General features: G+C 39.9%; 20 protein-coding genes and 3 tRNA genes. 8 read left to right on the top strand and 15 right to left on the bottom strand.

The window, feature by feature from the left end:
- Positions 1-18: 18 nt before the first annotated feature.
- From ybgF to FNT16_RS13265, 4 genes are all read left to right on the top strand, one after another.
- The gene (ybgF, locus tag FNT16_RS13250; protein ID WP_246072227.1) at positions 19-819 is read left to right on the top strand and encodes a tol-pal system protein YbgF; all 801 of its coding nucleotides are present in this window, start codon (positions 19-21) and stop codon (positions 817-819) included.
- Between the two features lie 187 nt (positions 820-1,006).
- Positions 1,007-1,082: transfer RNA gene (locus tag FNT16_RS13255), tRNA-Lys, on the top strand.
- 24 nt (positions 1,083-1,106) lie between these two features.
- Positions 1,107-1,182 (top strand) — tRNA-Lys (locus FNT16_RS13260).
- A gap of 31 nt (positions 1,183-1,213) precedes the next feature.
- Positions 1,214-1,289, top strand: a tRNA-Lys gene (locus tag FNT16_RS13265).
- A 330-nt stretch (positions 1,290-1,619) separates the two neighbouring features.
- On the opposite strand, the gene FNT16_RS13270 is transcribed toward FNT16_RS13265, so the two are convergent.
- Positions 1,620-3,026: an ATP-binding protein gene (locus FNT16_RS13270; RefSeq protein ID WP_143872029.1), complete on the bottom strand. Its 1,407-nt coding sequence runs from the start codon at positions 3,024-3,026 to the stop codon at positions 1,620-1,622.
- On the bottom strand, positions 3,027-3,710 hold the full coding sequence (locus tag FNT16_RS13275; protein WP_143872030.1) for a response regulator transcription factor: 684 nt from the start codon (positions 3,708-3,710) through the stop codon (positions 3,027-3,029). It lies immediately after the preceding gene.
- Between the two features lie 173 nt (positions 3,711-3,883).
- Here FNT16_RS13275 and FNT16_RS13280 point away from each other — a divergent pair, with 173 nt between their 5' ends.
- Both FNT16_RS13280 and FNT16_RS13285 read left to right on the top strand, forming a co-directional pair.
- Positions 3,884-4,381: a Spy/CpxP family protein refolding chaperone gene (locus FNT16_RS13280; protein ID WP_143872031.1), complete on the top strand. Its 498-nt coding sequence runs from the start codon at positions 3,884-3,886 to the stop codon at positions 4,379-4,381.
- 107 nt (positions 4,382-4,488) lie between these two features.
- Entirely contained in the window at positions 4,489-5,400 is a 912-nt protein-coding gene (locus tag FNT16_RS13285) for a hydrogen peroxide-inducible genes activator (RefSeq protein WP_143872032.1), read from the top strand.
- Positions 5,401-5,698: 298 nt separating this feature from the next.
- On the opposite strand, the gene FNT16_RS13290 is transcribed toward FNT16_RS13285, so the two are convergent.
- From FNT16_RS13290 to FNT16_RS13335, 10 genes are all read right to left on the bottom strand, one after another.
- Entirely contained in the window at positions 5,699-6,571 is an 873-nt protein-coding gene (locus FNT16_RS13290; RefSeq protein ID WP_143872033.1) for an HDOD domain-containing protein, read from the bottom strand.
- A 244-nt stretch (positions 6,572-6,815) separates the two neighbouring features.
- Positions 6,816-8,594 carry a choice-of-anchor I family protein gene (locus FNT16_RS13295; RefSeq protein ID WP_143872034.1) on the bottom strand — a complete coding sequence of 593 codons (1,779 nt, stop codon included), beginning with the start codon at positions 8,592-8,594 and terminating at the stop codon, positions 6,816-6,818.
- 153 nt (positions 8,595-8,747) lie between these two features.
- Complete coding sequence (locus FNT16_RS13300) at positions 8,748-9,458, bottom strand: DUF3379 family protein (RefSeq protein WP_143872035.1); 711 nt, start codon at positions 9,456-9,458, stop codon at positions 8,748-8,750.
- Complete coding sequence (locus FNT16_RS13305) at positions 9,451-10,014, bottom strand: sigma-70 family RNA polymerase sigma factor (protein WP_143872036.1); 564 nt, start codon at positions 10,012-10,014, stop codon at positions 9,451-9,453. Before FNT16_RS13305 ends, FNT16_RS13300 begins: the two co-directional genes overlap by 8 nt.
- A 13-nt stretch (positions 10,015-10,027) precedes the next feature.
- Entirely contained in the window at positions 10,028-11,701 is a 1,674-nt protein-coding gene (locus FNT16_RS13310; protein WP_185976600.1) for a BatD family protein, read from the bottom strand.
- Between the two features lie 44 nt (positions 11,702-11,745).
- Positions 11,746-13,650 (bottom strand): vWA domain-containing protein, encoded by a 1,905-nt coding sequence (locus FNT16_RS13315; protein WP_143872038.1) that lies wholly within the window; start codon positions 13,648-13,650, stop codon positions 11,746-11,748.
- Entirely contained in the window at positions 13,643-14,665 is a 1,023-nt protein-coding gene (locus FNT16_RS13320; protein ID WP_143872039.1) for a vWA domain-containing protein, read from the bottom strand. Before FNT16_RS13320 ends, FNT16_RS13315 begins: the two co-directional genes overlap by 8 nt.
- Entirely contained in the window at positions 14,658-15,125 is a 468-nt protein-coding gene (locus FNT16_RS13325; protein ID WP_143872040.1) for a DUF4381 domain-containing protein, read from the bottom strand. The genes FNT16_RS13320 and FNT16_RS13325 overlap by 8 nt, the downstream gene beginning before the upstream one ends.
- Positions 15,122-16,087 (bottom strand): DUF58 domain-containing protein, encoded by a 966-nt coding sequence (locus FNT16_RS13330; protein WP_143872041.1) that lies wholly within the window; start codon positions 16,085-16,087, stop codon positions 15,122-15,124. The genes FNT16_RS13325 and FNT16_RS13330 overlap by 4 nt, the downstream gene beginning before the upstream one ends.
- Before the next feature lie 7 nt (positions 16,088-16,094).
- On the bottom strand, positions 16,095-17,051 hold the full coding sequence (locus tag FNT16_RS13335; protein WP_143872042.1) for an AAA family ATPase: 957 nt from the start codon (positions 17,049-17,051) through the stop codon (positions 16,095-16,097).
- Between the two features lie 101 nt (positions 17,052-17,152).
- On the opposite strand from FNT16_RS13335, the gene FNT16_RS13340 reads away from it, so the two are divergent.
- A complete protein-coding gene (locus FNT16_RS13340; protein ID WP_221935029.1) occupies positions 17,153-17,716 on the top strand; it encodes a DNA-deoxyinosine glycosylase in 564 nt (187 codons plus the stop codon).
- On the opposite strand, the gene FNT16_RS13345 is transcribed toward FNT16_RS13340, so the two are convergent.
- The 3 genes from FNT16_RS13345 to folX form a co-directional block, all read right to left on the bottom strand.
- Entirely contained in the window at positions 17,713-17,979 is a 267-nt protein-coding gene (locus tag FNT16_RS13345; RefSeq protein WP_143872043.1) for a helix-turn-helix transcriptional regulator, read from the bottom strand. The genes FNT16_RS13340 and FNT16_RS13345 overlap by 4 nt on opposite strands.
- Before the next feature lie 108 nt (positions 17,980-18,087).
- On the bottom strand, positions 18,088-18,993 hold the full coding sequence (locus tag FNT16_RS13350; protein ID WP_143872044.1) for a TIGR01777 family oxidoreductase: 906 nt from the start codon (positions 18,991-18,993) through the stop codon (positions 18,088-18,090).
- A gap of 55 nt (positions 18,994-19,048) precedes the next feature.
- Complete coding sequence (gene folX / locus FNT16_RS13355; protein WP_143872045.1) at positions 19,049-19,414, bottom strand: dihydroneopterin triphosphate 2'-epimerase; 366 nt, start codon at positions 19,412-19,414, stop codon at positions 19,049-19,051.
- A 73-nt stretch (positions 19,415-19,487) separates the two neighbouring features.
- On the opposite strand from folX, the gene FNT16_RS13360 reads away from it, so the two are divergent.
- Positions 19,488-20,588 carry an AI-2E family transporter gene (locus tag FNT16_RS13360; protein ID WP_143872046.1) on the top strand — a complete coding sequence of 367 codons (1,101 nt, stop codon included), beginning with the start codon at positions 19,488-19,490 and terminating at the stop codon, positions 20,586-20,588.
- Positions 20,589-20,610: the final 22 nt, after the last annotated feature.

Below are 20,610 nucleotides of genomic sequence, written 5' to 3' on the forward strand. Positions count from 1 at the left end.
CAATAGATAAGTTGATTTATGATGGCAAAACTAAGTAAATTAGTTGCTTTCAGTTTAGGAGTGGCGTCGTTGGCGTGCACTCCTTTTGTTTATGCTGAACGCAATATGTCGCTAAATGAAAGAATTGATATGTTGGAACGTGCAATAGATGCGCGTAGCCGTTCACAGGTTGAAATGGCGCAGCAAGTGGACTCATTGCAGTTTGAATTAAGTGAGCTACGGGGTATATCCGAAGAGCACAATCATAAATTGTCGCAAATTTTAGAGCGTCAGCGAGAGCTCTATCAAGAACTTGATAAAATTACTCAGCTTACCCAGCAGATGTCTGATTTAACGGCGCAGAGCAAGGCGTCCGGTGCAAGTTCGTCGCTTTTAAATGCCAATACAGGCCTTACCGCGTCCAATTCAAGTAGTAGCTCGTCAGTGCAAGCTTACACTGATAATCTAGATGAAAATCAAGCCTATGATCGAGCCGTTAACTTAGTATTGAAAGATAAACGCTATGAGCAAGCGATACCTGAGTTTGAAAAGTTTATTCAACAGTTTCCAAATTCTGTTTATCAGCCGAATGCGCATTACTGGTTAGGTCAGCTATTCTTTACCAAAGGTGAATTAAAAGCAGCGGCCAAAAGTTTTAACCAAGTGGTAGAAAATTACCCTGAGTCAAATAAAAGACCTGATGCGATTTTTAAGTCAGGCATGGTTGCTCAAAAACTAGGCCAGGTCAGTTTGGCGAAAGAAAAGTACCAGCAGGTACTCCGCGAGTATCCTGATTCTACTTCTGCTAAGTTAGCCAACAGCCGACTGGCAGAATTGTAATATTGGTTTAATTTGATTAAAAATATAACGCTGTTCGAACGAATATTCAGCAGTTTTTAGCTAAACGATTTTTTTGCAAAAAAAAATGAAATATTTGTTGCGTTCAGCCGTCATATCAGTATCATACGCCCCCGTTAGCCGGCAGGGTTGCAGTAAGAAAACTGTAGGTTCAACAAAGAATTAGAGTGGGTCATTAGCTCAGCTGGTAGAGCAGTGGACTTTTAATCCATTGGTCGCAAGTTCGAATCTTGCATGACCCACCACTTTAATTCACCATATCTGATTATGGGTCATTAGCTCAGCTGGTAGAGCAGTGGACTTTTAATCCATTGGTCGCAAGTTCGAATCTTGCATGACCCACCATCATCAGATATATTTACTCCCTATTAAGATTGGGTCATTAGCTCAGCTGGTAGAGCAGTGGACTTTTAATCCATTGGTCGCAAGTTCGAATCTTGCATGACCCACCAATCTTACTCTTCAAAAATGTATGTCTATTCAAATAATAACAAATAGTATCAAATAATGATCTGAAGCCTTAAAAAATCACCAAAAAACATCTTCACCCAAGTTGTCTTTTATCTAGGCTTTCATGGCACTTGATATAATTATATTTATAAAAGTAATGAGTACATGAGGGGCGTTGAAAAAAATCTCACTGTCAGGAGATGTAGATTACCAAAAAAAATAATCGCTTAACTGACACCGCAGCTTGGACTTTTATACGGCATCTTAATTTATTTTAGGTAATTTTCCTGACAAGCTGAGGAACACATTATATATGATTGGTTTAGCCTTGATTAATTTGCGAGCTGAATCATTGGTAGGTAAATATTAACCTGTAGACCTTTAGGCTCTTTATTATGCGCTTCGATACGCCCACAGTGGCGCAGAACAGCTTTGTTTGCAATGGTTAGCCCGAGGCCTGTCCCACCGGTTTTTCGGTCTCTTGCCTTGTTTACGCGGTAAAACGGCATGAAAATTTTGTTTAATTCATCACTGTTGACGCCGGGTCCGTTGTCACAGACAGCGTAGATAATCTCATCATCGCGAATTTTTAATTTCACTTCAATTTCGCTGTTTGTTTCACTAAATTTAATCGCATTGCGTAATATGTTTTCAAATGCACTGTTAAGCAATAAAGCATCCCCTAGGTATTCGATGTTGGGCGCGATGTTTGTTTTTAGTTGAATATTTTTTGCGTCGCATTCAACTTGCGCGGATTGAATAATATCTTTAACTAGGATGGACAGATTGATCTCTGTTTTTTCTAATTGAATATCTTCATTTTCCAGACGTGCCAAACGCAGTACGCTGGAAATCATTTCATCCAGTTTATGCAATTCAGCTTCGATACGAACAAGTTGGTTTTTACTGTTGGCCGGATCTTTCATCGCCATGGCTAAAGACAGCTCCAATCGGGTCAGTGGTGTTCTGAGTTCATGAGAAACGTCACCCAAAAGTCTTTTATGTAACTCTAGATTACTTTCGAGCTTATTCGCCATTTCATTAAAATCATTAGCCAGTTTGCCAATTTCATCGTGTCGGTTAACGACGTTTTCCTCAACTCGATGTGATAAATTGCCTTCTGCTAAAATATGAGTCGAGCGGTTTAGTTTGTGAATTGGTTTACTGATGCTGCGCGCAATTAGCCAGCAGGGGAGTATTGTTAGTAAGCCCGCTATTAGAAATTTTAACCATTCAGGTGAGTGCCAGAGCGCACGATAAAAGTCAGCTCTTGGACTTAATTTATACGCCAGCATTAGCTTAAAGTGAGTATTCTCTATGTTAATGTCGACTGGGCCTGCAATTAAAAAGTCGTCTAACCTGACTTGTAATGGTTTGGGTTCAAATGCAAGTTGTTTAAATTCTTTCAACGCAAGATGTCTGGGTTTTCGATGGCTGAGTAATTCGCCGGTTTCAAGGTTTTTTAATACGACCCATTTTAATTTTCCTTCTTTTTGAATTCTACGCAGAGCATAAGTTAACTTTTCCAATCCCGCTTTTTCCAGCTTTTTTTTTGCAAGCAGCAAATGGTGTTCCTGATATCCATCCAATGGTTTTACTTTATTAAAGTCGTTGAGCTGTTGATTGATAAAAATTGTAACGGCTACAACAACTAAAACGGTTCCCCAAAAACCTAAAAAGATACGACCAAATAAACTATTTAATGGGTTTAATTTTTTAATAATTAATAATAACTTCATCTATATTGTAACCAGTCTATAACCTGCACCGCGCACCGTTTTGATTTGAATTTGACTATCTGCCTTTAACTTACGTCTGATATTGCTGATATGCATGTCAATACTGCGGTCATATTGCATGAGTCGTCTGCCTAATATTTCTTCACTGAGTGTTTCTTTACTGATAAGTTGTCCAAGGTGTTGTGTTAAATAACTTAAAAACTGGTATTCGGTCCCCGTAAGTTCAATGGCTTCTCCGTCTAAATGAGCTGTGTGAGTATTATGATCGATAACCAAATTACCGGCTCGACTAATTGCTTCCTGCTGTTGTATGCTGGCATATTCGAAACGACGCAGTATCGCTTTAATTCGAGCTAATAACTCACGATGGTTAAATGGTTTAGGTAGGTAGTCATCTGCGCCTAATTCTAATCCAAGAATGCGATCATAGTCGTCGCCCCTAGCCGTTAACATTAACACCGGCATTTTGCTGAACTGGCGTAGTTTTTTTAACGTTTCAAAACCATCCAGTTGCGGCATCATGACATCCAATAAAACGAGGTCGTAAGGATGTTGTTTTACTTTATCAAGACCGATTAAACCGTTTTCAGCATGATCACAGGTGAAGCCTTCTGAAGTTAAATACTCGCCGAGTAACTCGGCTAAATCTAAATCATCATCAATGATTAATATATTGGCAGACATTTTACTCTCATTACTCATCTACTACTTATAGGTGTCAATATAACTCGTGTTATTTGGCACGCAAACTATTTACCTAACCTTTACACTGGCTTTGCGTTTCTTTGCTTTGCAGTCGCTAAACTAATAATCGTCAACAAACATCTTGTTGTAAATTAATCATTAGGAGATTAAATATGCAAATCAATTTAAATAAATTAGCGAAAGTATTTGTACCTGTTGTTTTAGGTTTTACCTTAGTTAGTCAGTCTGCGTTTGCAGGAAAAGGTGAGTATGATGGTGAGCGCAAACATAAGCGAGGCGGGCATTCTGAAATTCACTTTATTATGAAAAAGCTGGATTTGACAGAGCAACAAAAAGAGCAAATTAAATCTATTAAAGCGTCAAATCAAGCGCAGCGTGAAAGCCTAAAAGAGGATTTGAAAACGTTCCATCAAGAACTACGCAACTTGGTTATCAGCGATAACTACAGTGAAGAGGCAGCATATGCGTTGGTTGCTCAATATCAATCTCAACTAAATGATAAGTTGGTTTTATCCGCCACGATGAGAAATCAAATTCGCGCTGTTTTGACTACAGAGCAACAAGCTAAATTTGATAAAATTATGGCGCATATGAAAAAGAGAAAGCATAAAAAACATCATGCTCATAAAAAATCACGTGATGGTGAGTAAACATTGATTATTTTAAATGGTTATTCCTCTAATTAGGGGTTTAACCATTTTCCAGTCTAAGCTAATCTTGCTTTGATACCATGTAATAGATGAATTCAAGGCATTAGATGAATAAATTACCCAGCATACGAAATTTACAATATTTAATAAAATTGTATGAACTTAAAAACTTTAATCGCGCGGCTGAAGCTTGTTTTGTTAGCCAGTCTACCTTAAGTGCCGGTATTCAAAATCTGGAAGATCAATTGGGTGGCCAACTCATCGAGCGTGATCACAAGGCATTTGTATTTACGGATATGGGGGAGGCCTTAGTGGTGATGGCCAAAAGCATAGTGCAGCAGGCCAGTGAATTAACACAAATTGCACACGAAACCCAAAATCCAATGTCGGGGCGACTGCGTTTAGGCTGTATACCAACAATTGCGCCATTTTTATTTAAGCCATTTTTTACCTTGTGCAAAAACAGCTATCCTGATTTAAACGTACAATTAAAAGAAGATACGACAGAAAATCTATTAAAATCTTTAGATGCAGGGGAATTAGATTGTTTGATATTGGCTTTACCCGTTAATACAGCCGGTTTTCATACAAAGGTGTTAGGGGAAGATCCGTTTTGGTTTGTGACCCATAAAGATTACCCTGTCGAAAAAGGGCAGGTGTATAGTTATCAAGATTTTCCTGACGAGAGCATTTTCTTGCTACAAAAAGAGCATTGTTTAACTGAACATGCTGTTTCAGCGTGTCAGCTGGTTGATAGTCAGAAAATCAATCCACTTTCGGCAAGTAGCTTGCAAACTTTGGTTGCTATGGTGGAATGTCAAAAAGGCGCAACTTTTATTCCGCAAATGGCGCTTAAAACTGGCTTGTTAGAACATTCGGATTTAAAAGTGCTGCGGCCTGCTGCTGAGCAGGCGAGCCGGCAAATAGGTATGGTTTGGCGGCAAACGACACGCCGCTCTTTGACATTCAATAAGTTAACTGAGCTATTGAAAAGTTTGTTATCAGAATTTTCTGAATAGCGATTCCTCCTGGCAACAAAGAAACGCGGATATTAGGGCGTGTTGATCTTTGTATTATTTTTGAGCAATAGGCTGTTTTAATCATTAACAAAGCAGAATGAGTGGGGTTTAGTTATTCTAAATAAACGAATTCTAATGCCGTTAAGGGTTAAAATAGCCATTGCCCTTCGGGCTGAGGCCAAAATGGTCTTATGCAGCGTTAGAAATAACTTATTTAGATGACTAAACTTCATTATTTCTGCCTTGCCTAAGACCATTTTTTCTCTCAGCTCAAATTATAAACAAAGATAAACACGCCCTAGAGCATGCTATATTTATTGCGAATACCTAGGTTTTCTAGGTATTCGCCTATATCTGGTAATTGAAAGGGTTCTATTTCCAATGTATCTAATACCGCGTCGCTGCAACGCTGCCATTCGTAATCAACTTCGTATCCTGTTAACCATTTGCCCAGTTCTAGCATGTGTTCGGCTAGTTTTAGCACCGATAGCATTTCTTTTTCTATGTAGTTGCCGGTTGTATATATTGCGTTAACGCTATGATGGTATGCCAGCACATTGCAAACTTCATGGCTTAAGCCCCAAGATTCAGCGACCAGAAAACTCAGTAATTCATGCGCAACAGAGTAAGTGACTTCTTCATACTCACTGATTGTTAATAGCTCCTGAGTGTAGGCATCCGTTAATACTTTTGGGTAGTCAGCATTTTTACTGTATAAAATTGCCATGCCGGTGTTATGAAACATACCAATTGTGTAAGCTTCATCCGGAAAGTCTAACTGCATATATTGACATATTGCGACACAAGCCTCCGCTAATTTATTCGATGAATCCCAAAGTGTATCGAGGAATAAATCGGCTTTTTGTGTGCCAATTTGGTATCGAATTAAAATACTGCGTACGAATAACAAGAGCTTTTCAGCTCCCAGAACTAAGCAAGCTTGGGCGGCTGAGTCTATATGTTGCCGTCGCGCGAATACTGGGCTATTGACCACTTTTAGCAAAAAGCCTGCAATTGCAATATCTTGGCTAATGAGCTTGCCAATGTACTTAACATCAGGTTCACCGCTGTCAATCTCTTGCTGCAGCGCGATCAGTAGCTCTGGACGGGGCGGGATTGAAAATCCATTTAAAGCAATTTCTAATTTATGTTTATCTACCGCTTGCGCCATTTTTCCCGATTCCTATGTTGTTGTGTTGTTGTTGTTTCGAATGGTGATTGATTGGAGTTTGAATTTTAAAGCGTTTATGTTTTGCATAATGAATTAAAAGAAAAATATTTTCAATTAAAGCAGTCAATTTGTGAGGGCGCGAATCTTGGTGATGCTGTAGTTATGTACGTAAAACGTGAAAAAGGCGTTGTTATGTTGCTAACAACGCCTTTTATCTTCAAGCTGCTTTTTTATCTACTTTTATTTAGTCTTTATTAAGCGAAATTTGCCAAACCGCAACACTGCCAGATATTTCGTTACCGATAACCAATAATGCTTCACCTGTCGGGCTATCATCTGCATGAATAAACTTCATACCTTCAGGTGCAAGGTCACCTGTAATGTCAGCGCCTTCAATTAATCCGCGATTGTAAAAATAGTTAACATATTGAGCATTGTAAGGCTTGCTGATGTCATATACAAAAATTCCACCCATACGCTCTAAACCAATAAAGGCATAGGTTCTACCGTCAATCTCACCGATTGCTAATGCTTCAGGCTCTGGTCCTTTCGCATCAGAGCGAGTATCACCCTCATTTTCGTCTTCATTGTTATTGAACGCAGCACCGTGTATTTCTGCCGTTAAACGCTCAAAGTCATCGCCAGAATCAAATACGAGTTCACCTGACTGACTGAAAATTGAGAATGAACGTGCACCATAAGAATATAAAGCTTCATATTCATTGCTGATATTGTTCATGCCAAGCTCTTTGGTCACAATTAAACGACCTAAACCATCGCTGCCACCGTTATTATCATACATGGCTTCTAACTCGGCATTTAACGGGGCGAAGTCTTCAAGGTCTTTTACACGTGATTCTTCTAAATATGAGAAACAAACTTCCTCACCATCATCAAAGTCGTACAGACCATTTGGATGAGCCGTTAAACAGGCGTCTTTGTTTTCATCTTCAACACTGCCACCCGATAATGCGTCGTCGATGTATTCACGCGCATCACCTTCGTTAGCCGTTACTAAATAGTGCTTTCCATCAACGGTATAACTTGCGATGGTGTCAGGTTGATACATGCCATATAAATTATTGTAGCTTTGCAAATTGATAGCATCGTCTTTATCTGATACATCTAATTTATACATTGACCAGTTTTTGAAACCTAATCCAAACACGTTTAAAAGTGTTTTGCTTGATAAGTCGATTACAGCAGCGGCATTGTTTTCTTGTAAGCTAACAAAGGCTAACGAGTCGTCTTCTGATACAGCGACGTATTCGGGTTCTAAATCTTGTGCAACGGTTGCGCCATTAGGGTTAGCAAATTTTACACCTTGCGCAACGAGTTGCGCTGTTAAGCTGTTAAACGCATCAAACTTTATTTCTGTTGCACTATCTGCAGGTACACCTGCTTGGATTTCTATGATAGAAACCGAACCTTCTGGATCAATTACGTAGTCGCCTGAAGGTTCTCCTTCGTTAGCCACGATAACCTGTGTTCCAGCGTGGTTAAAAGTGACCATATCAGGTAAGAAGCCAACCTGAACAGATTTTATAAATGAAGGTACAGAAGTTGAAATGTCGTAAAACGCAATAAAACCCCGTTCATCTGTCGATTTAGCTGCCATAGCGATCGCTAATATTTCATTATTATCGTCAACGGCTATGCTGTTTGCATCACCAGCAACGTCTGCAGAAACGTCTAGTGTATACATAATAGGCAGGTTTGTTGTATCGACAACACCTTCAGAATCAGCTGTCAGTGCAGCAGGGTTTGCATCAGCAAGATCTAATATTTCGACCGTTGCGGTATCGCCTGAACTGTTGACTGCATAAATATAGCCGCTTGATTTTTGATAAGCGACGATTTCTGCAGCGCCTTCCGGCGATTGCACATTTAAGACCGCTCGAGCGACCAAATCAAATTGCATGTCTTTTGCTGGATGTGTCTCGTTGTCGTCAGTTGTTATTTCTAACGAACATGCTGATAAACCGGCCAATACAGCAGCGCAAAGTAGTGTTCTTTTTATCATAGTATTCTCTGTTTCTAGTTAGATTGAATGCGGGTCAAACTAATAGATAGAGGTGACAGGGGGGTGACAGGCGGTTTACATAAATGTGACGATTAAATGACAGTCTTACATTTGCGTAATTGACCAGCGGTATATAAGGGCTAACGATAGCCCTTATATACGCCAACTGATTTTATTTTCAATGCTATCTTGAACCGCATCTAAATTTTCAGCTTTAGGTGCGACGTAGATTAAGTCTGCAGATTGATAACGGCTGCTGCGTGTTGTCAGTTTGTTGTCGCTTACGCTATCCCAACCAGTTGCATCATTCGCTTTAGGCATAATAAACACATTAATTTGTCCATGTTGCCCCGCTAAAACTAGATGCAGAGCGCGTGTGTTTTTTATTTGGCAAAAATTTGCAGAATAAATATGGCCAATTTCTTTTTCAAATTGAGCGCCGTATGCTGCTAATTTTGCATTAACTGTGTTGATGTCTAGATCTAAGTCGAGGTTGCCATGCGACTGCATTTCATGGTAGACATGCGCTAAAGCCATTTCGGTCACATTAAAGCTATTCTGATTTGCTAAAAAATGATTAATAGTCATGCCAAATACAAACGCAATGCTTGCCGCAATCGCTATGTATGCTTTTGATACTTTGGGTTGTTTGCTTTTTTCTTGTATGCTTTGACGTAAAATGATTTTGCTTTGTAATCCTTCAGAGACAGGCACATCTAAAGCTTGTTCTATTTTTTGCTCGAGCAAACCCATTTCGTCATAAAATTTACGTTTATGTTTATCTTCTTGCATTGCTTGGCGCACAGCATCGTCCTGACATTTAGGTTCAGCATAAATACGCTTTCTGAATTCTAAATCATCCATTGGCAGACCTCTCGCTGTTGCCACTGTCTAATGCTTCTTTTAGCATATTTCTCGCTCTAAATAGGCGAGTCATTACAGTGTTTTTGTTTAACTCTAACTGCTTGGCAATTTCATCACCGCTAAACCCTACGACAACTTGAAGGAGCAAGGGTTCTCGGTATTCAACTGGTAAATTGGCAATTTTTCTTTGTAGTAACTGCTGCTCTACATTCTGCTCTGTATCGGCATTGTCATCATGTATATTGTGTTCTTCATACTCTGTCATATCAAACTGTTTGCGTTCGAAACGCCGCGCATTTTCCCGTCGCAAAATGGTGATTAACCAAGATTTAGCGGCGTTTGCATCTAACAAGCTATCCAAGCTTTTCCACGCGCGCAGAAAGGTTTCCTGTACTATGTCTTCAGCAATATGTTGGTCATGTGTCAGCCAGTATGCGTAGCGATACATATCTTTATGATAAGCACTGACCAAAGCTTCATACTGAATTTGCTTTTCTTTCATGCCTACTAAGACCTGAGTCTGTGTCTTTTTCTTTCGTAAAAAATTGCCAATCATGCAAATTTTTTCCTTAAGGATTTAGGCTAGCAAGTTTTCCACTTTGTTTAGCATGCGATATTAAATATTTATCACGCGCTTGCTTTAGTGCTTTTTGTAATTCATTGGCTTGCCAGTTTTGAGGTTGCTTACCATATATACTGGATTCCATACGATAAATTTCCTGGTCTATGGCTTCACTGGATAGACGTTTTAAGGCTTGTGGCAGCGTATAGTCTGATTCGCTGTTTGTCAGTGCCTTGACCCATTTGGGTAAATTGCTTCTGATACCTTGAGGATTATTTTCTTTGATAGACTTTGTTAAGGTCACCCAAGCTTGTTTTTCGCTTTGATTTGACTCTGCTTTGGTATGTTGCTCTATATGTGTTTTTTTATTTCGTTTTAATAGCAAGATGAAGGCAATACTGAGCAGCCATAGCAAGGTAATTACAGCGCTTAAATAATTAAATGCCCAAGGGCTGCTGCTAATACTCGGTTGTTGTTGAACAGAATCCGTGTCGTTGTCAGATTGTTCTTCGCAGCGACAAGGGGGTTCGTTAAGCCTTGATGGCTGTGAATTATCGCTAAGTGTCGGAGGTGACAGCATATTTGAAGTCGATTGTGCTGCTGGTTGTACAATAATTTCTCGAGCTTCAATAATGGCAAATTCTTGTTTATTTCGTTTGGTATTCCACCAGCTAATTTTTATTTCAGGTAGGGTGAAAGTACCAGTACGAGTTGGCACAAGCGCTGCGGTTTCAATTCTTTGTGAAATGATTTGCCCATTTCGTTGGCTGCTATGTGTGTCGGCTTGATCTGGGTAGACTTTGATACTATCCGGATAATTCACGTCTATTTTGGGTAGCTGTTCAGCACTGACATCTAATGCTGATAGGGTTATGACTCGAGTCATCGGCTCACCCACTTGATATTCATCCTGCCTGGGTTGCAGTTCATCATTTAGCATGACCAGTTCAGAAGGTAACCAATGACCTTGGTAATCATTAGGAATCGCTTTAACATTGAGCGTTATTGATTCGCCAGTACGCGTAATAACTTTTGTTTGGTTGAAAAATTGGCTTCTTCTGCGATCCAAAATTTCACCCTGAAAAACTGGGCTGTCTATATTATAAGTGCCACTGCGTTGCGGTGTAATCAGGTAATTTCTTTCGATAACCCGATAACGAATACCATCAATTAGCGTATCTGACTCTTTATCATCACCTTGCTGCTCGACAATCGCACCTGCGATTTCTGGTTGGGTCAAAGAGCCGCTGGTCATTTGTACCGAAAGGTAAAGTTTTGTTGTATATATGACTTGCTGTTGCAGCCAGACTTCATTAGCAGAAAGTTGGGTTTCAATAAATATATCGCGATCTTGTTGTTTACTATTTGCTGACTGACTGTCCACTACTTTGAGTTGAATTGGGTTAGATGTTGCGCCATTGTAACTAAATGATGGGATCGTTATCTGCCCAGTTCTTTTGGGAATTAAGCGTGTTGTGAAGCGGGTTTGCCGTGTTGTTTTAAAATTTATCATACGGGTTTGGCTACTAACGGATGTGCCTAATACCCGAAAATCTTTATTCAGTACGTCAAAGTCAAAAATATTATTATCAACAGAATCATCCACTGTTATTTCTAAATCAATAGATTCATTTATTGTGGCTGGATTCTGGCTGACACTGGCTACAATATTAAGTGCCAAAACATTAAAACTTGTGAGTACACAAAGGATTGCTAAAAGTCGTGTTACCAAGGCTCTTTTACTCCTTTCGGGGTTTGTTGACGTCTGCGTTTTTCATATTCCAGTTGCATTTTTCTGCGTAGCAGAAATGAAGGGTCATCTTCTACTTTGTTTAACAACTGTTGGATGATTTGTTGATTTTCTTGTTCTTCTCGTTGCTCTTCAGTCATTTGTGTTGGCATTGCTTGCTCAGTTGTCTGCTCTGCATTTTCGGCCTGTTGTTTGGCGTTATCCAGCATTTGTTGAGTGCTGTTTTGCTCATCCTGCTGCTCTTGCTGTTCGTAGCTTGCTGTTTGGTTAGCCGCATTTTCTTGATCATTTTGCGCCTCATCGTCATTAGCAGAAGGCGATTGTTGATCATTATTTTGAGTATTATTGCCTGAGTTTTCTTGTTCCTGTTCTTGTTGGCCACTACTTTGTTGTTCGTCGTTTTGACTTTGCTGATCACCTTGCTGTGATTGACCATCTTGATTTTGCTGCTCTGGATCTTCTTGCTCAGAGTTTTTATCGTTATTTTGTTGCTGCTGCTCTTGCTGTTGCTGTTGTTGCTGTTTTTTCAGTTGCTCAGCAAGTTGCTTATTTTGGGCTGCTTTTTGAAAGTCAGGTCGCTGTGCTAAAGCTTCCTCGTAAGCTTCAATTGCTTCGTCTAATTTCCCAAGGTTCGCCAGTGCGTTTCCTTTGTTGTACAAAGCGTCCGGATCTTTGCTATTGGCATAAGCCGCTACAGCTTTTTCATAATCACCGTTTTTAAAATGTGCAGCCCCTTTAATATTGCTATCTTCAGCCAGTTCAATGGCTTCTTGATATTGACCTTCTTGCAATAATTGATATGCCCTTTGATCATTATTTTGCCACGCCGAATCCAGCAAATTTGCATGCGCTGAGTTTGGTAGTACGGGAAAAAATATAGCCAGGCATATCACCATCATTGCACCTTTACGAAAAGCCAAAAGCGCAAAAGGGAGTATGGCAACCACTAGCCAAGGACCAAACTCAAACCACTGATCTCCTTCTAGTTGCGTTTTATTATCTTTTTCAATTTCTTCTGGTGTTTGCATATTGGCTATTAAATTATTGATATCTTGATCGTCTGCCGTAATGGCTTGATAAATGCCCGAGTTTTTATCAGCCAATGCACGTAATTGATAACTATTCATTTTAGGGATAACAATGCTTCCGTTTCGGTCTTTTAAAAGTTCGTCTGAAGGTAACTTAATTGGCGCCCCTTCTTCTGTCCCGACACCTAGAATCAATAGTTTGTAATCTTCCTTTAATAGGTATTGGTTGATGTCATTTACTTCAACCTGACTAACGCCATCGGTTATCCAGAAAATATCACCATTTTGAAACCCTGCATTTTTAAGCAGTTCAATGGCTTGCAATATACCCAGCGCAGCATCACTGCCTTTTACCGGCATAATATCCGGCGACAAACTTGGAATGAGAGACACAATATTGTTGCTGTCGGGTGTTAATGGGCTAATGGTAAATGCATCACCTGCATAACCAACTAGTCCTAAATCACCTTCATTGATATTGCGTGCTATTTCTATCGCTTTGAAGCGGGCCATGGTCATTCGGTTGGGGCGTATGTCCTCTGCATACATAGATAAAGATAAATCTAGTAATATCACTTTGCCCGCTTTTGCCTGAAATATTGGCTGCGGCCGTTTTTGCCAAGTAGGTCCTGCTAAAGCGATGACCGCAATAAGCCATGCAATAATAATTGATTTAATCGGCAACGAACTGTTTGTATTTTTCTGGTTAATCAGGTGTGTTGCCAAGTGTGGAGGAATGAATTGAGTCCAGCCGGATTGACTTATTTTATAGCGAAACAACATCCATCCTAAAACCAAGACAGGTATTAATGCTAAAAACCAGTACGGGCGCAAAAAATGGAAATCAGCCATGGTTACTCTCTACCGTGTTTTTTTGACGTAATACATTTTGATAAAAAGGTTTCAACGCGATGATAAAGCTCAGCACAAGCGCTAAAGCCAGTGGCCAATAGAATAGGGTGGTTAGCGGGCGCATTTGCAGAGCATCTTCACTAATCGGCTCTAACTTATCTAATTCGTGATAAATCTGGCTGAGTTCCTGCGTATCGCGTGCCCGGAAATATTGTCCGCCAGTTGACTCTGCTAATGTGCTTAACATTGTTTCGTCTAAGTCAGCAGAAGGGTTGATTTTACGATAACCTAAAAAGCCTCTTTGCAGCATTTCATCGGCCCCTACACCGATTGTATAAATTTTAATACCTTGTTCCTGAGCCAGTTGCAGAGCTTGTTCGGGTTGTAAATTACCGGAGGTATTTTGCCCGTCAGTCAATAATATAAGTATGCGATTGCTTTTGTCTTTATTGGCAAATCGTTTTGCTGCTAAACCAATTGCATCACCGATTGCCGTTTTGTCACCAACCAATCCGATTACTGATTCATCTAACATCTGCGCGACGGTTTTTCTATCACGCGTTAACGGCGTTTGTAAGTAAGCTGTATCGGCAAAAAGAATGAGCCCAAGTCGATCTCCGGTTCGTCTATTAATAAAGTCTTGCATCACGAATTTAATCATTTTCAATCGGTCAACTTGCTGATTATTGATTTGCATATCATCCATTTTCATTGAACCCGATAAGTCAACTGCCAACATTAAATCACGCCCTTGTGCGGGTAAACTAATCGGCTCACCCAGCCATTGCGGTCGCGCACTAGCGATTATTAACAAGCACCAAATAATGCCGTATAAAATTGAAATTTTATTATTTTTGTCTCCACTGTTAACCGTATGTTGTACATTATGATGACGGATAAAGGGGGCTTTAAGTGCGCCGCTTAATTGTGTGTTTTTCGGTGCTTTACTCAACCAATAAGTCAGTATTGGCAAGGGTAATAGTAAAAAGAACCAAGGCATTGCAAATTCAAACATGCGTTACCTCTTTATATTTCAATGGTAGGGCCGCTTTAAGTAAGCTAATCGACTTGTTAATATCATCCTCATTGATTGTGCGAGATTTTGCATATGCACTTTTATATAACTCGGACAACCAGTCTGCTAAATATTGCGATTGCTTTTGGTTAATATTGGCAAGCCAAAACTGCGCCATTTGTGCTCCACTGGTGGAGGCTATCTTTTGGCGCTCGGTATAACTTAGAGCCGCTTTTTTTAGCACAGCTAGCAATTCCAACTGACTGGTTTGCACGCTCATGCTTTTTAGCTCTGCAATAGCCGCTCTTCTTGCTCTCGTTCGTTTAAAATATTTGATTATATGCGTTACGAGCAGGCCGATGACAACTAAGCTTAAAATAATACAAACCCACCAACCCCAAGCTAAAGGCCACCATGAAGTTGGTTCGGGCATTTGAAGATCTAAAAATGCTTGATTCATTTAAACTGAACCTCTAGCGGATACGCAGCAGAAACATCTTGTATGGTGCAGCGGCAACGTCTTAATAATGTATTTTGTTGCTCTATAAGTTTTTGTGCTTCTGAATGATATAAGCTGGCTGCTTGTTTATTACCTATTTGTAAATTACCTGTTTGCCCTTGATGGATCACAGGCAAGTTTTGACTGAACCGACTCTGTGGTAATTCAATTTCCAGTGGATCGCTAATACGATAAGCCATTAGCTCGCAATGTTGCGACAGTAAACTGAGCTGCTTAACAGATGCATCAGACAAATTTTGAAAATCACTGATCAAGATGACTAAACTGCCGGGTCTGGCTAATCGGCGTAATCTTGAGCATGCTTGACTAAATATTTCCGCTTGCTGAGCTTCTTGCACTTTGTTATGGGCGTTTACGACATTTGTTTCAGCACTTTGCTGTTCTAATGCGTGAATATAATGAAGTACACCGGGCGTTCTGGCTTTGGGTTTTAATTCAATATGGTTATGGTTGGTAAAGACTAAACCTCCTAGCCGATCGCCCATTTTATTTACTGTCCAGCCTAACAGCGCTGCTAAGTGTGAGGCTTGTACTGATTTAAACAATAGTTTACTGCCAAATAGCATCGAATCACTCAGGTCGGTGAAGATAAAAACAGGGCGTTCTTTTTCTTCTCTGAACAGTTTGGTGTGGGTTGTGCCGGTACGGGCGGTTACACGCCAATCGATCATTCTGATATCGTCACCAGGTTGATAGTGGCGCACTTCGTCGAATTCCATACCACGGCCTTTATGCACAGAGGTATATTGCCCAGCTAACCTTGCTTGCAGAGCATGTTTAGGAGACATGTTTATCAGGCTGGTTTTAGCTTGATAATAAAGCAACTCCGGTTTTTGCGCGCAGACACCGTTAGAAGACACTGTTTGTAACCAGTTTAGGTTTGAATCAGACGTATTCATCATTATTGACTTACGGTACGGCTACTAACGATATAATTTTATCCAGTACTTGGTTCGTGGTCACTCCATCTGCTTCAGCTTCATAGGTTAATAACAGCCTATGGCGCAGCGTATTATGAAAGACTGCTTGAATATCTTCAGGTGTCACGAAGTCTTTTCCACTTAACCAAGCTTTTGCTCTAGCGCAGCGATCTAACGATATGGTTGCTCGAGGGGATGCACCATAAGCTATCCATTGGGCCAACTGCGGATCATATTTTTCTGGTTGGCGAGTTGCTATGATGAGGTCAACGATATAGGCTTCTAACGCATCCGCCATATGAATACTTAAAACAGCTTGGCGTGCGGCAAAAATTTCTTCTTGTGTAATCCTAGGTTGTTCTACCACTGTGTGATTGAGTGCTTCACCACGGGTTAATTTTAAGATTTGTTGTTCAACTTCGGCTCCTGGATAAGCAATTTCTAAGTGCATTAAAAACCGGTCTAACTGGGCTTCAGGTAGCGGGTAAGTTCCTTCTTGTTCTAATGGATTTTGCGTTGCCATAACTAGGAATAGATCTGGCAGTTTATAGGTTTTTTTCCCCACCGTAATTTGCTGTTCAGCCATCGCTTCTAATAGCGCAGATTGAACTTTGGCGGGGGCGCGGTTTATTTCATCAGCCAATATTAAATTATGAAATAAGGGACCTGGCTGAAATGAAAAGGTGCCTTCTTCTGGGCGATATATATCGGTACCTGTCAGATCGGCAGGCAATAGGTCAGGTGTGAACTGAACCCGATGAAAATCACCTTGTATACCGTGAGCTAAAGAGTTGATAGCGCGTGTTTTTGCAAGACCAGGAGGACCTTCTACCAACAAGTGGCCATCGGCAAGGAGTGCAATTAACATGTTTTCTGTTAATTCGGGTTGGCCAATGACTTGGGTGTCTAAATATGCTTTTAGTTTTGAAAATTCTTGTTCAGCCATAATAATTCTTATCGTTTGGTTTAGTTTATAGCGTTTATCTGACAATAATAATGCGCGCCAGTTCAATTGAATTTTATTCCCACTTAATATTGGGATAAGCTGTGTTAAATCAAGCTCTAATAAAAGAAAAGGTTAATATTTTGTTGGCAAATGGCTTTGCGCCAGTGGTAGATGAAAATTCACGCTCAATCATTTTGGGTTCAATGCCGGGCGTTGTTTCTTTAAGGTCGAGTGCTTATTATGCTCATCCTAGAAATGCATTTTGGCCAATTATGCAGGCGTTGTTTGATTGGCCAGAGTTAGTCAGTTACGAGGATAAATTACAAGCATTGTTATCAAAGCAACTGAGTTTGTGGGATGTGATCGCACAATGTCAACGAGAAGGCAGTTTGGATAGCGCCATTAAAGCGAAAAGTATTCAGGTTAACGACTTTCAGAGGTTGTTCAAGCAATACCCAAATATCCAAAATGTTTTTTTAAATGGCGGTAAAGCCACACAGTTGTTCAATCGTTATGTTTCAAATAAAATTGCTGATCATATTCAAATTTTTCACTTACCTTCAACGAGTCCAGCAAATGCAAGATTAAGTGCGGCAGAAAAGCTTGCAATCTGGCGCACTGAATTTGACAAGGCGGGTTTGTTAAGTGGTTTGCAAGAGGGTTAGTTTGAGGCTTTCTCGTCTGTACCAATCGACATTAAATTGTTCAGCAAATCATCGAATTCCGATTTGCCATTGGCGGGTTTAGTTTTTTGCCAACAGATATCCAACATGGTAAAAAACTGATTAGCGCTTGGCTCGCTTTTTCCGACAATCCAATTATGGTAAGTCGCGCGCGAAACATTAACTGCTTTATATAGATCTTTTTGTGCCAAGCCTGCTGCTTTACGCGCTTGCTCTAACTTTTTACAAGATATGATATCGTCCATATTCATCCAACTACTTAATATGATTATAATTTTGGACAGAAAACCAGCTACTTTTATGATTTTCTCTCGCTTTTATATCATGTAAGTTAAGGGGTTTAAAGAACTTTTTTACTCTAAATGTTTGCCAATGCATGATTTTAAAGCCATTTTTAAATTTGGGAAATGAAAGGTAAAGCCGTGTTCCTCGAGTCTCTGCGGGATTACAGCTTGCCCTGTCGTTAATAACTCAGACATTTCACCCAATAATATTTTTAATAGTGACTCTGGCATCGTAAAAAAGGTTGGACGGTTTAGCACTTGCCCAAGCTGTTTACTGAACTCTTTATTGCTGACAGGCTGCGGAGCGGTCAAATTGTATGCACCTGAGCAGGCTTTGTTGTACATCAGGTACTGAATTGCCGCTACTGCATCATCAATATGTATCCAAGACATCATTTGTTCACCAGATGCAATCGGTCCGCCGAGGCCACATAAAAATGCCGGTTTCATTTTACTTAGTGCACCGCCTTTTTTAGCCAGTACAATACCTGTTCTTATACGACATACTCGAGCCTGTTCTTCGCATTCTTTAACTATGTTTTCCCACTTTAAACAGACCTGATGGGTAAATTCGTCATGTACTTGGAAGTTGTTTTCAGTTATTTCAGTTGTGGGTGCTTGTCTGCCATAAAAACCAATAGCAGAACCAGAGATTATCACTTTTGGCTTGTATTCACATTCTTTGACTCTGTCGACTAAATCTTGGGTGATTTGCCATCGGCTTTGACAAATTTTATTTTTTTGCTGGCTGCTCCAACGTTTGTCCGCAATGGGCTCACCTGCTAAATTAATAATCACATCATAGGTAAAGTGCTTTGCACGGGGCAAAGTTTTAAACGCTTCTATATCATGCCCTAATAATTTAAACGCTTTTTCTGGGGAGCGAGTTAACACATATATTTGATGGGTCGTTTTTAGTTGTTTAATGAGCGAGCGGCCTATAAGGCCGGTTCCTCCTGTCACTAACACTTTCATATATGCCCCCGTATAGCACTATCCCAACTTTTAAGTGTAGCGTATTTTTCAAATTTTACTTTTCCATGGATAGACTGAGTGAAACCGAATCAGCAAAACGCAATGCATGCGGTTTATCAATTTCAACTTCAGCATATTTTACCCAATCATGTTCTCCGGCAATCGCTAGCACTTCAGCTGTCAGTTTTTCCAATAAATGAAATCTGTTGTTTTCTACCAGTGCAATAATGCGTTTGGTAATTGAACGGTAATTTAACGCATCATCCATATTGTCACTATTGGCTGCTTTATCAGCACAATAGTGAATTAAAACATTAACAATCACATCTTGTTTGTTGTTGACTTCGTCGTCTTTAATTCCAATATAAGTACGTAAGCGTAAATTTTTGATTTTTATTTTGGCTATCTTCGAACTTGTCATCTAGCTATATCACCCTATATGTTTTAATTTATACCGCACTATAACGAATATTATAACTTGATGGATCATATTTATGTCTATTACACAAAATCCGGCTTTTCGGGTGTTTATATTTTTAGCTGCTTTAGTCATCGTATTAGCGGGTATTAAAACCGCACAGCAACTGGTGGTTCCATTTTTATTATCAATATTTATTGCCATTATTTGCCAGCCAGTCATTTTATTTATAGAACGCTATCGAGTACCGAAAATGCTTGCAATTACCATTGTGATTTTGTTTGTCATCACGCTCGGTTTTTCATTGGCAGGGTTGGTTGGAAACTCGTTAAACAGTTTTAGTCAGGATTTACCTGAATATAAAACCAAACTGCAAAATGAGATTGCGTGGCTCAGTCAACAGCTTGCTACTTTTAATATTCATTTAAATAAAGAGCAGTTAATTGAACATTTCGATCCGGGGGCCGCGATGTCACTGGCAACCAACATGTTATCTGGCTTGGGCAACACACTGACCAATTTTTTCCTCATTTTACTCACGACGGTATTTATGTTGTTGGAAGCTGGGACAATTCAGAAAAAGTTGCATTTGGCATGGGATGACCCTTATATGCACATTGATAGAATTGATCGCTTTTTAACGTCAGTAAACCATTATATTGCAATTAAAACTGTCGTTAGTTTAGGTACCGGTGTGTTGGCCGGTTTGTTGTGTTGGAGTATGGGGTTGGACTATTTTGTTTTATGGGGCGTCTTAGGTTTTTTGTTTAATTATATTCCAAACATCGGCTCTATCATTGCGGCGATTCCTGCTGTATTGCTTGCGTTTATCCAGTTAAGTCCGGTTGGCGCTCTATTTGTCGGTTTGGGGTACATGGCAATAAACGCCATTATGGGGAATATGGTTGAACCTAAGTATATGGGGAAAGGCTTAGGGCTATCTACCTTAGTGGTATTTTTAAGCTTGGTTTTCTGGGGGTGGCTGTTAGGTACGGTGGGTATGTTGTTGTCCGTACCTTTAACTATGGTGGTCAAAATTGCGTGTGAAGGTTCAGAGTCCACGCGCTGGTTTGCTGTTATATTGTCGAATCAATCCGAAGTGAACAACAAAGTAGAACAATTACCTGAAGAAGTGCAATTAGAAATTGAAAAAGAGGTTTTGACTGAAAAGTCTTAATGCTGACTATTTACCGCTGTAA

The sequence above is a fragment of the Catenovulum sediminis genome (assembly GCF_007289895.1).
Lineage (GTDB): Bacteria > Pseudomonadota > Gammaproteobacteria > Enterobacterales > Alteromonadaceae > Catenovulum > Catenovulum sediminis.

Coding starts and splice junctions, on each gene's coding strand:
- ybgF (WP_246072227.1), top strand. CDS start 19: ATGATGGCAAAACTAAGTAAATTAGTTGCTTTCAGTTTAGGAGTGGCG.
- FNT16_RS13270 (WP_143872029.1), bottom strand. CDS start 3,026: ATGAAGTTATTATTAATTATTAAAAAATTAAACCCATTAAATAGTTTA.
- FNT16_RS13275 (WP_143872030.1), bottom strand. CDS start 3,710: ATGTCTGCCAATATATTAATCATTGATGATGATTTAGATTTAGCCGAG.
- FNT16_RS13280 (WP_143872031.1), top strand. CDS start 3,884: ATGCAAATCAATTTAAATAAATTAGCGAAAGTATTTGTACCTGTTGTT.
- FNT16_RS13285 (WP_143872032.1), top strand. CDS start 4,489: ATGAATAAATTACCCAGCATACGAAATTTACAATATTTAATAAAATTG.
- FNT16_RS13290 (WP_143872033.1), bottom strand. CDS start 6,571: ATGGCGCAAGCGGTAGATAAACATAAATTAGAAATTGCTTTAAATGGA.
- FNT16_RS13295 (WP_143872034.1), bottom strand. CDS start 8,594: ATGATAAAAAGAACACTACTTTGCGCTGCTGTATTGGCCGGTTTATCA.
- FNT16_RS13300 (WP_143872035.1), bottom strand. CDS start 9,458: ATGGATGATTTAGAATTCAGAAAGCGTATTTATGCTGAACCTAAATGT.
- FNT16_RS13305 (WP_143872036.1), bottom strand. CDS start 10,014: ATGATTGGCAATTTTTTACGAAAGAAAAAGACACAGACTCAGGTCTTA.
- FNT16_RS13315 (WP_143872038.1), bottom strand. CDS start 13,650: ATGGCTGATTTCCATTTTTTGCGCCCGTACTGGTTTTTAGCATTAATA.
- FNT16_RS13320 (WP_143872039.1), bottom strand. CDS start 14,665: ATGTTTGAATTTGCAATGCCTTGGTTCTTTTTACTATTACCCTTGCCA.
- FNT16_RS13325 (WP_143872040.1), bottom strand. CDS start 15,125: ATGAATCAAGCATTTTTAGATCTTCAAATGCCCGAACCAACTTCATGG.
- FNT16_RS13330 (WP_143872041.1), bottom strand. CDS start 16,087: ATGATGAATACGTCTGATTCAAACCTAAACTGGTTACAAACAGTGTCT.
- FNT16_RS13335 (WP_143872042.1), bottom strand. CDS start 17,051: ATGGCTGAACAAGAATTTTCAAAACTAAAAGCATATTTAGACACCCAA.
- FNT16_RS13345 (WP_143872043.1), bottom strand. CDS start 17,979: ATGGACGATATCATATCTTGTAAAAAGTTAGAGCAAGCGCGTAAAGCA.
- FNT16_RS13350 (WP_143872044.1), bottom strand. CDS start 18,993: ATGAAAGTGTTAGTGACAGGAGGAACCGGCCTTATAGGCCGCTCGCTC.
- folX (WP_143872045.1), bottom strand. CDS start 19,414: ATGACAAGTTCGAAGATAGCCAAAATAAAAATCAAAAATTTACGCTTA.
- FNT16_RS13360 (WP_143872046.1), top strand. CDS start 19,488: ATGTCTATTACACAAAATCCGGCTTTTCGGGTGTTTATATTTTTAGCT.